Below are 15,602 nucleotides of genomic sequence, written 5' to 3' on the forward strand. Positions count from 1 at the left end.
AGCCTTGAGGTATTTTCCCAGTTATCCTTCATGCACCATCCTATTTACTCTTCATGTTTTCTTATTACAACACAAAACCCAGACACTTAACGCTCTGGGTTTTGTATGCATTATACTATTTTATTAAAATACTATTGTATAGCTAACTTATTTTTTAAACTTCCTGCTATAGCATCTTTATGTACCAATACAGAAATGGTTTTTAATTTAAAGTAAGGTATAGACATATATACATATCCTTTATTTCCTTGTTTAGTTCCCCATGAATTTTTTACTTTAAAGTATTTATTCCCTTTTTGATCTTTAACAATACCAACAATATGCATTAAGTGATCATCTGTAGTATTAAAGTTTTCAAATTCTGCCTGACGATAAGATGGAGTAATATTTTTCTCTTCTACTATTTCTTTTAACGCTTTCTTATTTTCTGAACTAATCGCTGGAATTACCGCTACACCTGCCTTTGATGAAAATGTTTTTTCAGATACATCACAATCTAACTCAACAGTATATCCCTTTTTAATAGCCTCTTCCGTAACACTAACCATTTCATCTAAAGATACATTGTAAAACATACCATTTGAAAAGTTATCTGGAATATTTAAAATAAACTTATCGTATTTTTTGGCATGCTCAAAAGAACTAATAGTCACATAATTTGCAGGGGCTATCTTTACAAATTCAGCAAAACTTTTTGGGGTATATGTCTTACCTTCAAATACAAACTCTTTTTTATTTTCTCCTAAATACACATCTAAAACACTTTCTACAGCTTTACGCCATTTTGGACTTAATTGTTTTGCAGGGTTTTTAATATAGGTATCTAACATACTTTTTAAAACAGCCACTAATTCACTATGATTATGACTCGTTTGCCCAAGATCTAACCCTGTAAATGCCTGCTCAGGAACTAATCCGTTTTTAGCAACAGAATTAATTACATCGTGTGCTAAACCACCCTCACTAAACTGTGCTTTTCCCTGACGGTACAAATAATTAGCAGCTTTTTCTGAATACGTATTTCTTACTGAATACATTTCAGACAAATCGATGTTTTTACCTGTTAATCTAATAATTTCCGATTCTAAAAATGAAGTAGTAGAAAAACTCCAACAAGTACCAGTTCTTCCTTGACTTTTAACTTCTGTATCTTCAATATCTTTAACTGTTTTAAATTGGTATTTCTGCGCATATATTCCACTTACACTTCCTACCAACAAAGCAGCTGCTACTAGTATTTTTTTCATTATTATGTGCTTTTTAGTTGTTTTGTTGGGCAATTTACAGTTTTTGCTCACATGTACCCTATAGGATTACGCAATTTTAACATATTATTTAAAAAGTTAAATTAATAGACATTTAATAATAAACTGTCCTGATGTAAGCATATTAAGGATACCGAGTGTCAAATATTAAAAAACTATTTGATGTAAAACATCGGAAAATTAAATTCTTGGTCATCGCCTTTGCAATTAAAAATCTACAATAACTCCAATACGAGGAATTGCTCTTCCTGAGGTACTTTGTACTTCCTCTAATAAATATCTGGAACTATCATCAGGATCTGTTAATCGTACACCATTTCCATCTTCTTGTGGTAATAAAAAAGGTTGTCTATCAGATGAGCTTGCATATACATTTTGCACATCCATATATAAATTAATAGAGTATTTCTTTAAGTACCACGTTTTATCTACCCTAATATCTAATTGCGTATAAGTATCAAAACGAGCTTCGTTTAATCTAGCAAAATCCAAAATCCCTCCATTACTTATATCATAATTTGCTTTTATGGAAGAGGCATTATAGTTATAAGGCGTATAAGGGCGTCCTCCAACCAATCTAAACTTAGTTCCTACCTCCCAATTTTTAGCTAGTTTTTTACCTGCTGTAATGGTTAATAAATGACGGTTATCCCAACTAGAAGGGATAAAATTACCTGTACGGTCACTGAATTCACTACGTACAAAAGTATAAGCGGCAATTCCATACAAACCTTTATATGATTTTTTCTGAGCTAACACCTCAAATCCATAGGCTCTACCTGTAGAATTAGAAATCACTTCTTCATTTCCTACGACACCAAAATCTGCTCCTAAATTTGCTAAACTTATTTGATCTCTTACTGAAAATGGATAATCTTTATATTTCTTATAAAAACCTTCTACTGTAATTTTAGCTGTTTCATTAGGCTTAAACTCCAATCCAGATACAAAGTGTTGTGACTCTATATACTTTAATCCTTGCTTATTTACCAGCTCATTAGCTGTATTCCTAAACCCCATTACTGTATATGACGGGAGCTGCTTATATATACCTATTGAAGAATTCCAAGACCATTTATCTGTAAAATTATAGGTAGTAGCAACTCTTGGAGAAAACTGATTTAAAATGTTTTTCATATCATCATTATAATCTATTCCATCAAACCTAAAACCTAACGACACCCCTAATCTATCTTTAAAAAACAATTTAGAAAATTGTCCAAATAGACCATACTTCACAAAGTTTACCGAAGATGAGAAATTCTTCTCAGCAATACTCGTAGTATTAACCACCTTTTGAAAGGTATTATTTGTATACTTTGCTAGTTCTAAATTAAACCCTAGGTTTAAAGTAAACGCTCTGTTTTTGATTGTATTTTCAAAGCGAAACTTGTTTTCTATTTCTTTTGATGAATAATCTAATAATAAATTATTAGGTGTTTCTTGATTCAAAAAATATTTAACCGCTTTGTTTTTCCACTCATTTCTACTAAATATAAATTGTTGAGTAGCTTTTTCTCCAAATCGCTTGTAATTTACCCCAACTGTATAATTCCATTGGCTATTTACAGGTACAGTATTTAATATAACCTGATTTCTTTTTAAAGTCTCTTCTTCTGTTACTCCATCATTAACTTCTTTATTAATTTCAAAATCATCAATAGCTCCTAACCCAATAATAGCTAACTCACTATTGTCACTCAACTTTGTTTTAATATTGAATTGAAAATCGTTGTAAGTAGGTAAAAATGGTAACTTAATTAGTTTAAACAAAAACTGTAAATAAGACTGACGTGCAGATACTATGAAAGTTGTATTCTTACCTAACGGACCATCTAATGTAATTCCAGCATCTGAAGTTCCTAAACTAGCTCTGGCATTTAACCGATCTGGATTTCCTGTTTTCTGTGTAAACTCTATAACAGAACTTAACGTATTTCCTCTATTTGAAGGAAAGGCACTTGAATAAAAGTCTACCTTTCTAATCAAGTCAGTATTCATAATCCCAACTGGTCCTCCGGTAGCTCCTTGTGTTTGAAAATGATTGATAACTGGCACTTCAATTCCATCTACATAAAACTTATTTTCTGAAGTTGCTCCTCCTCTAATAATGATATCATTTCTAAATCCTGGATTAGATGCAACCCCTGGAAAGGATTGTATTACTCGTAACACATCTCTATTCCCTCCTGGATTTCTTTCTATTTCTGCTACTCCTAAAGATTGTAAAGAAAGTGGACTTTCCAGTGTTTTTTTAAACAACTTAGTTTTTACTTCAACTTCTGCTAATTGCGTAGCATCTTCTGTTAACTCAATTACCACATAAGGCACTTTTTCTTTTGTTACCAAGTAATCTTCAGAAATTACAGATTTGTATCCTACAAAAGAAGCCCTTACCTTTTGATACCCTAATGGGCTATCCTTTATCTCAAACTCTCCATTGTCATTAGTATCACCTCCTTTTTGAGTTCCTACAACTACAACATTAACGTAGGGCAATGTTTCTCTTGTTTTACTATCAATAACCTTACCTCTTATAATTCCTGTGTCCTGAGCATAAATACCAATTACTAGAAAAAATGCTGTAAAAACTAAAAATCGCTTCATTTATATATTATTTGGCTAGGTAAAGATACATATTTTGTTTATGATTTTACGTGAAAAATTAAACAAAAAAAATATAATCCATTCACATCTAACAATCATAATACAAACTCCAGTTTTAGTACTAAAAAGTTTAAGTATTAAAAAAAATTTTTGACAACTCTCTTTTTACAAAAAAATTGATATAAAATTTGGTTAAAAAAAAACTACAATTACCTCAAGTAATTAACACAAAACTTAGTCAATTTTCAGTAAACATATTCTTTTATTATACTATTTTAACACCACTACTCAGCATCCCTTACCAACACTACTCAACAGCCCTAGATAACAAATAGGGTTTGTACGTATTTCAAAGCCTTTAATCGAATACTAATTTTGGAACTCAATTTTTAAATATTATTAATAAATGAAAACTAAAATTACCCTTTTAAGCATGTTATTTTTACTATGCTTTAACAACACTTTTGCTGATCCTATAGGCAAAAAGAAAGCTCTTCTTGTTGCTGGAAAATGGATTAACAAAGCTCAACAAAAAAACGCTAAAACAGCTTCTAAAAAAGTAGTTTCTATTGATGAAATTCAATACAAAGAAACCTTAGTTTATTACGTTATTAATTATAACAATGGTGGTTTTGTTATTGTTTCAGCAGATGATTCTACTAAGCCTATATTAGCATACTCTGACACTGGATTATTTGATCAAAATTTAGACAATCCAACAACAAAAGATTTATTAAATGCATATAAATCTTTTGTTTATGAAAGTGCACAAGCGCAAAAGGCAAGCAACAAACAAGCTCCTAATATTGGTTGGAACAAAATTTTAAATCCAGCAAAAAAAAGAGATCAAAAAAGAGAAACTATTGTAGCTCCTTTTATGGATGATATTCTTTATACTCAATCTAGTGGGTTTAACAGGTTTTGTCCAAGTGATGAAGATGGGCAAGCTATCGTAGGTTGCGTTGCCACAGCTATGTCGCAAGTAATGCGTTATTGGGAGTTTCCAACTACTGGTAATTCTGAAACTTCATACAACCATAGAAAATATGGAAACTTAAGTGTAAATTTTGCTCAACAAAACTATGATTGGGACAACATGTCTAAAACAAGAGCTGATGATGAAAACGCCAAATTATCATACCATGCCGGTGTTGCTGTTAGAATGAACTATGGTACTTCTGCCAATGGAGGTTCTGGCGCTTATACTAGAGATGCATTGTCTGCTCTTAAAAGAAACTTCAAGTACAACCAAGGTGCTTCAATGAAGTATAGATACTATTATTCAGATCAAGACTGGTATGATTTAATCAAGTCTCAATTAGATTTAAAAAGACCTGTTTTATATTCTGGTAGAAGTAAAAACTTAAAAGACCCAGACGCAGGAGGTGCTGGACACTTATTTGCTTTAGATGGTTACGACTCAACTGATCAAGGAGACTTTTTCCATATCAACTGGGGATGGGCAGGTAGAAGCAATGGATATTTCTACTTAACAGAAATGATTACACATGGAGGTAAATACAACTGGATTGACAACAATGCAATCATGGTTGATTTATACCCTACCAACTTAGCTCCTCAATTCAATACCAAAGCGAGTGAACTTACTAAAGTTGACGAAGCATATACCTATACATTTAAAGTAACTGATGAAAACCGTAAGGATAAAGTAAATGTAACTTTAAAGCAAGCTCCATCATGGCTTACCTTAAATACAACTAACGGTGCTTATACTTTACAAGGAACACCTGCTTCTATAAATGCTGGAACTCATACTATTGTTATTGAAGCTACAGATGGTACTAACACTACTAAAAACGAATTCATATTAACTGTTTTAAAAGATGAGACTTATTGTTCTTCTAAAGGCAACAGAATTAAATACGAGTGGATAGATTATGTTGCTTTTGGTGATATGACAAATAGCACAGGAGAAAATGGAGGTTATGCAGACTTTACTGATAAAGTAGCTACCGTTGTTTCTGGAACTACTAATAAATTAACCGTTAGTGCTGGATTTAGTGGTAGTACCTATCCTGAACATTTTGCTGTATGGATTGATTTTAATCAAAATGAAATTTTTGAAGAAAACGAAAAGGTAGTTACTGACTTTACAAATAACGGAGATAATAAGACTAATGATGTTTTAATTCCTGTTGAAGCATTATTAGGCACTACTAAAATGCGTGTATCTATGAAATATAAAGATGCACAAACTCCATGTGAATCTTTTGCTGATGGAGAAGTGGAAGACTATGTAGTTAACATTGTTCAAACTGCAGCTCGTCCAAATAAAAAGACTACCAACAATAAGAATAGCATTGTTGAGGATCAAATCAAGTTTAGCATCTTCCCTAACCCAACTACAAATTTTATACAAGTAAAAGCTCCAACTAGCTTGAAGAATGCTCTGTATGAAGTTATTGATGTAAATGGTAGAATAATTGTAAGAAAAGAGTATACTAATACAATTAGTGTAGAAAATTTACAATCAGGAATGTATTATTTAAGAATTTTTAATGATCGTAATGAATACCTTAAACCTTTTATTAAATCGGTTAAATAGTATCATAAAAATCATTTAGTTTTAATTCTAATTTTAAAACACCTAGAGTTCTCTCTAGGTGTTTTTTGTTGTTAAAAATTTTTACAGAATCAATTTAGAGTAATTATAATTATTAACATCAATCGTTTTATTTCTTATAACTTTTACTAATAAAACCATACTCCAAAGCACACCTGGAATAATATTTTAACAAAAAAAATACGATTATGTTAAATATTTTTTAAATTTACGTCAGAATCAATTAAAACAAACTTAAAACCCTTCAAAATGAAAAACAAACTATTTTTAGTCATGTTAATGGCTAGTGCTGCTTTGTTCTCTCAAAACAGTAATTTTTGGAAAAAAGAAACTGCATCCAAAAATTCAGCAAGTAAATCAGCAATTGAAAAAAACTTACCAACAAAAAATGTATATCATTTAAACATTGACGCATTAAGAAACACTTTAATCACAGCTCCAAAAAGAAGCGTAAACAAAAAGTCTAACCTAATTATTTCATTTCCTAATGATAAAGGGGATTTTGAAAACTATCGAGTTTTTGAAGCCTCAGTACTACACCCTGATTTAGCTGCTAAATACCCTAACATCAAATCTTATGCTGGTGTAAATATTAAGAATGCTGGTGATAGAATCCGTTTCAGTATTTCGCCTGATGGACTGCAAAGCATGCGCTTAAGCATTGATAAACCAACTATTTTTATTGAACCCTATTCAAAAACAAAACAAACATATTCTGTTTTTAGCAGATCAGACAAACCTAAAAGAATCGGAGGACTAAATTGTACAACAGAGCCTGAAACACAAACCAAGTCAAAAAAATTAGGAGCTGTTAAGAAAAATGCAGATGACGGTATTTTGAGAACCTATCGTATTGCAGTTTCTACAACCGGAGAATACACAACTCATCACGGAGGAACAATTGCAGGTGCTTTAGCTGCAATAAACGCTACTATGACTAGAGTTAACGGTCTTTATGAATCAGATTTTAATGTTACTATGGTAGTTATTCCAAATACTGATACTTTAATTTACACAAACGCTAGTACAGACCCATATTCAAATAGCTTAAATTCACAACTACAAACCACCTTAACAAATAGAATTGGTGAATCAAATTATGACATAGGTCATTTATTTCATAAAGCTAGCAACAATGGAAACGCTGGATGTATAGGTTGTGTATGCGTTAATGGTAGAAAAGGTAGTGCATTTAGCTCTACAACTATACCTGAAGGAGAAGTGTTTGACGTAGATTATGTAGCTCATGAAATTGGCCATCAATTTGGAGGAAACCACACATGGACCTTTAGTAGAAATGAAGGAACCAATGTACAAATGGAACCTGGAAGCGGATCAACTATTATGGGATATGCAGGAATCACAGGAGCCTCAGATGTTCAATCAAATAGTGATCCTTATTTTCATGCAGCAACAATACAACAAATTACTGATTACGTAAAAACTACTTCTTGCCAAACCAATACAACAACTGGCAACAATATTCCTACAGTAAATGCTGGAAGTAACTATACTATTCCTAGAGGTACAGCATTTGTTTTAACTGGTACTGCTACTGACCCTGATTCTTCTGATGTATTATCCTATTGCTGGGAACAAATTGACGAAGACGACGCAGCAACCAAAAACCCAAGCGTAAATGCAACTTCAGGTGTTGCGTTCAGATCATACTTACCAACAACAAACACCTCAAGGTATTTCCCTAGGTTAGAAACTATAAAAACTGGGGCTACTTCATGGCAATGGGAAGCTGTGCCTAATGTAAGCAGAGATTTAAACTTTAGACTGACCGTTAGAGATAATAGAGCTGGCGGTGGCACTAATAATAGTGATGATATGAAAGTAACTGTAAATGCAAGCGCAGGTCCTTTTGTTGTAAATTCTCCAAACACAAATGTAAGCTACGCAGTTGGAAGTACACAAACAGTAACTTGGAATGTAGCAGGCACTACAGGAAATCAAATTAATGCTGCTACAGTTGATATACTATTATCTACAGATGGCGGTAATACATACCCTATTACACTAGCTAGCGGTGTTTCAAATGATGGATCACAAGATGTAACAATTCCAAACCAAGTAGGAAGTCAAAATAGAATTATGGTAAAAGGAAGTAATCATATTTTCTTTGATATATCTAATGTTAATTTCACCATTACTGGAACTGTTACCTGTAATGCAACTGTTCCTACTGGAATTTCTGCTTCTGGAATCTCTGCAAACGGAGCCACAATATCATGGAACGCAGTAGCTGGAGCTACCTACAACGTAAGACATCGACAAGTAGGAACATCATCATGGACTACCTCTAATGTTTCTGGAACTTCAACAACAATATCAGGACTATTAGCCTCTACACAGTATGAAGTACAAGTTAGAAGTCAATGTCCAAGTAACAATTCAGCTTTTAGTGCTTCGGTAAATTTCACAACAACAGATGGCGGAGGCAGCACATGTGAATCATTACCCTACAGCGAAAGCTTCGAATCAAACGATGGATGGACTCAAGCTACTGGAGATGATGGTAACTGGGTTAGAAACTCTAATGGAACGCCTTCTAACAACACAGGCCCTAATTCTGCAACAAATGGTAGCTTCTATATGTTTTTAGAAGCTTCAAGCAACAATAGCTCTGGCGAAATAGGTGCTAATGCTACCGCTATTTTAGAAAGCCCTTGCTTTGATCTTTCTGGAGAATCTTCTGCTACGATTACATTTAGTAACCATATGTATGGCAACAATATAGGTTCACTAACATTACAAGCCTCTACCAATGGAAGTAACTGGACAAATTTATGGACAGAATCAGGAAGCAAAGGAAATCAATGGAATAATATTTCTGTTAGTTTAAATGCATATATAGGCGGAGACGTTAGTTTAAGGTTTATAGGAGTCACTGGTAATGGATGGTCTAGCGATATTGCTATAGACAATATCAAGATAACTTCTGGAAACACTACACCACCAGGTTGCACATCTTTAAACTTCAATGATTATACAATCAGCTCCTTTTCTAATCAAGATAGCTCAGGTAACTTTTCTATTGAAGCTAGTGGAAACGCACTAACATTAACTAATAACACATGGAAGTTTATTAATTACAATTACACAGTAACATCAAACACAGTAATAGAGTTTGAGTTTAGCAGTACTTCTGAGGGTGAAATTCACGCTATTGGTTTTGAAAACGACAATAGCCTAACATCTAGTAGATACTTTAAGGTATATGGAACCCAAAACTATGGTGTTACGAATTTCGATAATTATACCAGTGGAACAAAAACATATGTAATTCCAGTTGGTGATTCTTACACCGGAAATATGGACAGATTAGTATTTATAAATGATAACGATAGTGGGTCTGGAAACAACTCTACATTTTCAAATGTTAAAATTTATGAAACATCATGCACTAACAGTATTTCAAAATCAGTGGTAGCTTTTGGAGAAAGAATAGATGTAATAGGAAGTGAAGATGAAAACATGTTATCGTCTTTAAAACTTTCTCCAAATCCAGTATCCAAAGGAGAAACTTTAAAAATATTTTCATATAGCAACAAAGCCCCAAACACAACATACACTATTGTCAATATGCTTGGTCAAACATTAGACACAGGAAATTTAACAAAAGAGGGAATTAATACCCAAAAGTTAACTTCTGGAGTATATTTAGTCTTATTGAAAAATGATTTCACAAGTACCTCAAAACGTATTGTTGTAAAATAGAGAAAATATTACATCACAAACAAAAGAGTCTGTCTTTTTAAGATAGGCTCTTTTAGATTAAACAAAGACCTTTCATGTTAATATTAAAATAACGTCTCTTCTTTAATATGCCCCTGCATCTATTTAATAACAAAATCTAAGTAGTAAAATCTTTTTAAAACAAAAGCCTTAATCAGTTTGATTAAGGCTTTTGTGGGGAGAGCAGGATTCGAACCTGCGAAGTCGAAAGACAACGGAGTTACAGTCCGTCCCATTTGGCCGCTCTGGAATCTCCCCAAGAATTAAAAAAGCTTCTTGATAATCAAGAAGCTTTTTTGTGACCGGGCTGGGGCTCGAACCCAGGACCCTCTCCTTAAAAGGGAGATGCTCTACCAACTGAGCTACCCGGTCATTTTGCTTTAACATTTCTGCGTTTGCGGGTGCAAATATAGCAGCTTTTATTGATTATACAAACTTTATTTGCAAAAGAAAATAATAGATTAGTACAACCCTTATTCATTATACTAAAAACCAAACACCTAGATCTTTTCTAGGTGTTTTATCACAAACAAATTTTATATAAAACAAAAGCCTTAATCAGTTTGATTAAGGCTTTTGTGGGGAGAGCAGGATTCGAACCTGCGAAGTCGAAAGACAACGGAGTTACAGTCCGTCCCATTTGGCCGCTCTGGAATCTCCCCAAGAGCTTTTTATTCTAAAAAACGTATGTGACCGGGCTGGGGCTCGAACCCAGGACCCTCTCCTTAAAAGGGAGATGCTCTACCAACTGAGCTACCCGGTCATTTTTGCTTTTTGCATTTCTGCGTTTGCGGGTGCAAATATAGTAGGTTTTATTGATTACACAAATTTTTTTTATAAAAATATCACAAAAAAAACGCACCTTACTCATAGTCATTCAATTAACAAAAAGTTAATCTAAACATCATTTAAATATGCTTTTCGAACTTTTTTAAACAAGTTCGAAGAATATACAAAATCAACTACAGCCTCATTATCTGTTTTGAAAATTTCTTTACTACTTCCTTCCCATGCTTTTCTTCCATTTTGGAGAAAAACTATTTTCTCCCCTATTTCCATCACAGAATTCATATCATGTGTATTTATAACTGTAGTTATTTTATACTCATCCGTAATTTCTTGAATTAAATTATCAATTACAATAGCTGTTTTAGGATCTAAACCAGAATTAGGCTCATCACAAAATAAATATTTTGGATTCATTACTATAGCTCTAGCAATAGCAACTCTCTTTTGCATTCCTCCTGATAATTCAGCCGGGAATTTTTTATTTGAATTTTCTAGGTTTACTCTTTTTAAAACAAAGTTTACACGATCTAGCATTTCATCATCTGACTGCTTGGTAAACATTTTTAAAGGAAACATTACATTTTCTTCCACTGTTTGAGAATCAAACAGTGCACTACCTTGAAATACCATTCCTAATTCCTGACGAAATAATCTTTTATCTTCAATAGACATCTCGGTATTCATCCTACCATCATATAAAATTGTTCCTTGTTCTGGTATATGTAATCCTATCAAGCATTTTAAAAATACTGTTTTTCCAGAACCACTTTGTCCAATAATTAAACTTGTTTCTCCTGGGTTAAAAGAAGTAGTTATTCCTTTTAATATTTCTACTCCACTAAAACCTTTGTGCAATCCTCTTACTTCAATCATCTTACGTTAATAACATTTGGGTTAAGAAATAATTTGCAATTACAATAACCACAATTGTCCATACCACTGACTGTGTACTAGCTTTTCCTACAGCAATAGAACCTCCCTTTACATAGTATCCGTGATAAGAAGGTATTGTTGCTATTAAAAAGGCAAAAACAACTGTTTTTATTAATGCATAAGTTATCAAAAATGGTTTGAAATCCATTTGAACTCCTGTAATAAAATCAAGCCCTGAAAACAATCCAGAAAGAATACCTGCTACCCATCCTCCAAAAATTCCTAAAAACATTCCCAAAACAATTAGAAAAGGATAAAATAAAACGGTCGCTATTATTTTAGGTAATACTAAATAATTTAACGAATTAATTCCCATAACTTCTAAAGCATCAATTTGCTCAGTTACCCTCATAGTTCCAATACTTGAGGTTATGTAAGAGCCTACTTTTCCTGCTAAAATAATAGAACAGAAAGTAGGAGCAAACTCTAGTATTACCGATCGTTTAGCTGCAAATCCAATTAACGTTTTAGGTATAAACGGGCTTTCCAAATTCAAAGCCGTTTGTAGAGCTATTACTCCTCCAATAAAAAAAGAGATAAATGCAATAATACCTATTGATTTATGCCCTAACTCTTCCATTTCTCTAAACAAAGCCTCTCTAAAAACCCTTGCGCGCTGAGGTTTTGTAAAAACTTGTTTTAGCATAATAAAGTACTTACCTATATGCTCAATATAATTCTTCAATTAAAATAGATTTTTTCTTTCTGCTAATGTATAAAAAACATTAACTATAACCATATTTATATGATTAAGCTTTGTTTTTTAACTACCTTTGGTGATTTTATAATTCACTATTTAAAATGAAAAAAACCTTCCTATTTGTAAGCATTGTAATTATATTACTAACAGCTTGTAAACCTCAACAAAAAACTACAATAAAAAAAACTAAATTAGTAGTAGGTATTGTTGTTGACCAAATGAGGTACGACTACCTAACACGATTTGCTAAAAAATATAGTAAAAATGGTTTTAAACGTTTATTAAACCAAGGATATTCTCTAGAGAATGCACATTATAATTACATTCCAACTTATACAGCTGTAGGACATACTTCTATTTATACAGGTACAACTCCCTTTAATCATGGTATCATTGGCAATCATTGGTATGACAAGTATGCTAAAAAGTCAATTTACTGTGTTGATGATAAAAAATATAATACTATTGGTAATGATGGCGAAGGAGGTAAAAAATCTCCGTATAGAATGGTAACTACTACCATAACAGATCAACTGCACTTGGCTCAAAATATGCAAGGTAAAACTATTGGAATTGCTATTAAAGATCGTTCTGCTATTTTACCTGCTGGGCATACAGCAAATGCCGCTTACTGGTTTGATGGTGGCTCTAAAGGTCAGTGGATTTCTTCTTCTTACTATATGAATAAATTACCTAGTTGGGTAACTCAATTTAACAATGCTAAAAAAGCGGATGAGTACCTTAATAAACCATGGGAAACTTTATACGATATTAATACCTACACTGAAAGTATTGCTGACGATAATGAGTTTGAAGCTACTTTTAAAGGACAAGAAAAACCTGTTTTCCCTCATGATATTCCTTCTTTAAGAAGTAAAAATAAAAATTATAACATATTAAAAGCCATTCCTGCAGGAAACTCTTTTACTACTGATTTTGCTAAAGCTGCCATTATTGGTGAAAACTTAGGAAAATCTGAATACACGGATTTCTTAGCGGTTAGTTATTCTTCTACAGATTATGTTGGACATCAGTTTGGAGTAGCTTCTAAAGAAATTGAAGATACTTATTTACGTTTAGATAAGGACTTAGCTGATTTCTTTACTTTTTTAGATACCGAAGTTGGTCAAGGTAACTACACTATATTCTTAACAGCCGATCATGCTGCTACACAAGTGCCTGCTTATTTACAATCTGTTAAAATACCAGCAGGCTATATTAAACCTGTTAAGTTTACAAATTACTTGAATAACATTACTAAAGAGTATTTTAAATCTGAAGAATTAATTGAAAATGTTTCTAACTTTCAAATTTTCTTAAATAAAGAGAAAATTAAAAGTTTAAAATTAAATTATGAAGAGGTTGCACAAACTATAGCTAGTGAAGCTATCAACTACAAAGGAATATATAAGGCTGTAACAGCAAAAACACTACAAACAACCACATTTACCAATGGGATTTTAAACACTCTACAAAATGGGTATAATCAAAAGTTTTCTGGTGATGTGTTATTAGTCCCTAACCCTTCAACTATTATTTACCCCAAAAAAGGAACAACTCATGGGTCTGGATATTCGTATGACACACATATTCCTATGATTTTTTATGGAAACGGAATAAAGCAAGGTACTTCTAACAAGAAATATGATATTATTGATATTGCTCCTACAATAGCTAATTTATTAGAAATTGAATTTCCCAATGGAACTACAGGAAAAGTTGTTGACGAAGTACTTAAGTAACTAATTTATTTAGAAATCATGTAAAATAAAAACGCTCTATAGAGCGTTTTTATTTTTGTTTTTATTACAGTCTGTATCTCTATCTACAAAACATTTATTGTTATCTCGTTTTTTTCTAAATCTTAAATTATTTCCTCTATCAAGCATTTTCTTTATTTGCTCTACATCTACCTTTTCTCTAACAACTTTCCTCTTCTTCTTTAAAGAAGTCTTTTTTACCTTTTTAGTAATATTTAAATGAAGTGAATTTTCATCTTCAACATCCAACTCAGATATTTGATCTATTCCATGTCCTGCAATCACCTCTTGTGAAAACATTGTTGGCGCTGCAAATAGCATAATAGTAAATAAAAAAGATACTGTTGTTATGGTTTTTAATGCTTTCATTTTAATTATTGTTTTATAACTTGATTACATTTTTATGACACATTACTACATAAAAAGTCACAAAACATTAAAATCCTTACAAAAAAAACTATTTTAATTAGGATTATTAAGAATAACTAAAGCTCCAATAACTCCTGGAACCCATCCACAAAGAGTTAATAAAAACACAATAACAATAGAACCGCATCCTTTTCCTATTACTGATAATGGTGGAAAAAATATGGCTAATAATACTCGTAATAAACTCATAGTACTTTTTTTGGTTATAATATACTATAAAGACGCTTGTATTAGAATTTTGTTACACATCTTTTTAAATTACAATTCAACTTGTTTATTTTTTAAAAAAGTTTACTTTTGCTGAAAATCACTATGAAGAGTAATATATTATGAAAAATAAAATCTTAAAATTAGCTTTTCTCTTTTTTTTTACAACAGTATACAATCTATACTCACAACTTGAAGCACATTTAATTGAAAATGAAGGATGGGCAAAAGGTAAATATGTTGAAATAGGTATTAATAAAAAAGGAGTTTTTGGAAGTAACACAAGAAATAAACCTGATACTTTTCATAACAATAGAGAAAAAGAAAATTTTTTATTTGGTTTTATAGCTAATCCACAAAAGGATAACTAGGTAGATTATGATGGTGACTTTTTTACACCTGGAGCACCAGAAGAAGGTTTTACTGTTGAAATAAATGGTAAAAATTATAGTAATAATAATGAATTTGGTATTAATCAAATATCTGGTGGTGTAATTAGTAGTGAAAAAATAGAGTCAGATTGCTTTGAAAGCATCGCACAAATATCATGGGCAGGAGAAGTTGATAAATTACGTATAAAACGA

At 32.1% G+C, this 15,602-nt stretch carries 10 protein-coding genes and 4 tRNA genes; 4 read left to right on the forward strand and 10 right to left on the reverse strand.

What is annotated here, in order from left to right; all coding sequences use genetic code 11:
- Nucleotides 1-131: 131 nt before the first annotated feature.
- Nucleotides 132-1,247: a C1 family peptidase gene (locus tag ABNT65_RS09550; protein ID WP_348747762.1), complete on the reverse strand. Its 1,116-nt coding sequence runs from the start codon at nucleotides 1,245-1,247 to the stop codon at nucleotides 132-134.
- A 225-nt stretch (nucleotides 1,248-1,472) separates the two neighbouring features.
- Nucleotides 1,473-3,872 (reverse strand): TonB-dependent receptor, encoded by a 2,400-nt coding sequence (locus ABNT65_RS09555; RefSeq protein WP_348738009.1) that lies wholly within the window; start codon nucleotides 3,870-3,872, stop codon nucleotides 1,473-1,475.
- Nucleotides 3,873-4,278: 406 nt separating this feature from the next.
- Here ABNT65_RS09555 and ABNT65_RS09560 point away from each other — a divergent pair, with 406 nt between their 5' ends.
- Entirely contained in the window at nucleotides 4,279-6,438 is a 2,160-nt protein-coding gene (locus ABNT65_RS09560; RefSeq protein ID WP_348747763.1) for a C10 family peptidase, read from the forward strand.
- A gap of 267 nt (nucleotides 6,439-6,705) precedes the next feature.
- Entirely contained in the window at nucleotides 6,706-10,182 is a 3,477-nt protein-coding gene (locus ABNT65_RS09565; protein ID WP_348747764.1) for a reprolysin-like metallopeptidase, read from the forward strand.
- A gap of 193 nt (nucleotides 10,183-10,375) precedes the next feature.
- Here the strand turns inward: ABNT65_RS09565 and ABNT65_RS09570 are convergent.
- From ABNT65_RS09570 to ABNT65_RS09595, 6 genes are all read right to left on the reverse strand, one after another.
- Nucleotides 10,376-10,458 (reverse strand) — tRNA-Tyr (locus tag ABNT65_RS09570).
- 41 nt (nucleotides 10,459-10,499) lie between these two features.
- Nucleotides 10,500-10,572 (reverse strand) — tRNA-Lys (locus ABNT65_RS09575).
- Nucleotides 10,573-10,779: 207 nt separating this feature from the next.
- Nucleotides 10,780-10,862 (reverse strand) — tRNA-Tyr (locus tag ABNT65_RS09580).
- Nucleotides 10,863-10,890: 28 nt separating this feature from the next.
- Nucleotides 10,891-10,963 (reverse strand) — tRNA-Lys (locus ABNT65_RS09585).
- Between the two features lie 134 nt (nucleotides 10,964-11,097).
- Nucleotides 11,098-11,862 carry an ABC transporter ATP-binding protein gene (locus tag ABNT65_RS09590; RefSeq protein WP_348704407.1) on the reverse strand — a complete coding sequence of 255 codons (765 nt, stop codon included), beginning with the start codon at nucleotides 11,860-11,862 and terminating at the stop codon, nucleotides 11,098-11,100.
- Between the two features lies 1 nt (nucleotide 11,863).
- On the reverse strand, nucleotides 11,864-12,568 hold the full coding sequence (locus tag ABNT65_RS09595; RefSeq protein WP_348704962.1) for an ABC transporter permease: 705 nt from the start codon (nucleotides 12,566-12,568) through the stop codon (nucleotides 11,864-11,866).
- A 155-nt stretch (nucleotides 12,569-12,723) separates the two neighbouring features.
- Here ABNT65_RS09595 and pafA point away from each other — a divergent pair, with 155 nt between their 5' ends.
- Nucleotides 12,724-14,364 (forward strand): alkaline phosphatase PafA, encoded by a 1,641-nt coding sequence (pafA, locus tag ABNT65_RS09600; RefSeq protein ID WP_348738005.1) that lies wholly within the window; start codon nucleotides 12,724-12,726, stop codon nucleotides 14,362-14,364.
- Between the two features lie 36 nt (nucleotides 14,365-14,400).
- On the opposite strand, the gene ABNT65_RS09605 is transcribed toward pafA, so the two are convergent.
- Together ABNT65_RS09605 and ABNT65_RS09610 are read right to left on the reverse strand one after the other, a co-directional pair.
- The gene (locus ABNT65_RS09605; protein WP_348747765.1) at nucleotides 14,401-14,751 is read right to left on the reverse strand and encodes a hypothetical protein; all 351 of its coding nucleotides are present in this window, start codon (nucleotides 14,749-14,751) and stop codon (nucleotides 14,401-14,403) included.
- A 93-nt stretch (nucleotides 14,752-14,844) separates the two neighbouring features.
- Nucleotides 14,845-15,000 carry a YqaE/Pmp3 family membrane protein gene (locus ABNT65_RS09610; protein WP_348704404.1) on the reverse strand — a complete coding sequence of 52 codons (156 nt, stop codon included), beginning with the start codon at nucleotides 14,998-15,000 and terminating at the stop codon, nucleotides 14,845-14,847.
- A 140-nt stretch (nucleotides 15,001-15,140) separates the two neighbouring features.
- Here ABNT65_RS09610 and ABNT65_RS09615 point away from each other — a divergent pair, with 140 nt between their 5' ends.
- A complete protein-coding gene (locus ABNT65_RS09615; RefSeq protein WP_348747766.1) occupies nucleotides 15,141-15,389 on the forward strand; it encodes a hypothetical protein in 249 nt (82 codons plus the stop codon).
- The last annotated feature ends 213 nt before the right edge of the window (nucleotides 15,390-15,602 follow it).

It is taken from the genome of Tenacibaculum sp. 190524A02b, assembly GCF_964036645.1.
Lineage (GTDB): Bacteria > Bacteroidota > Bacteroidia > Flavobacteriales > Flavobacteriaceae > Polaribacter > Polaribacter vairaonense.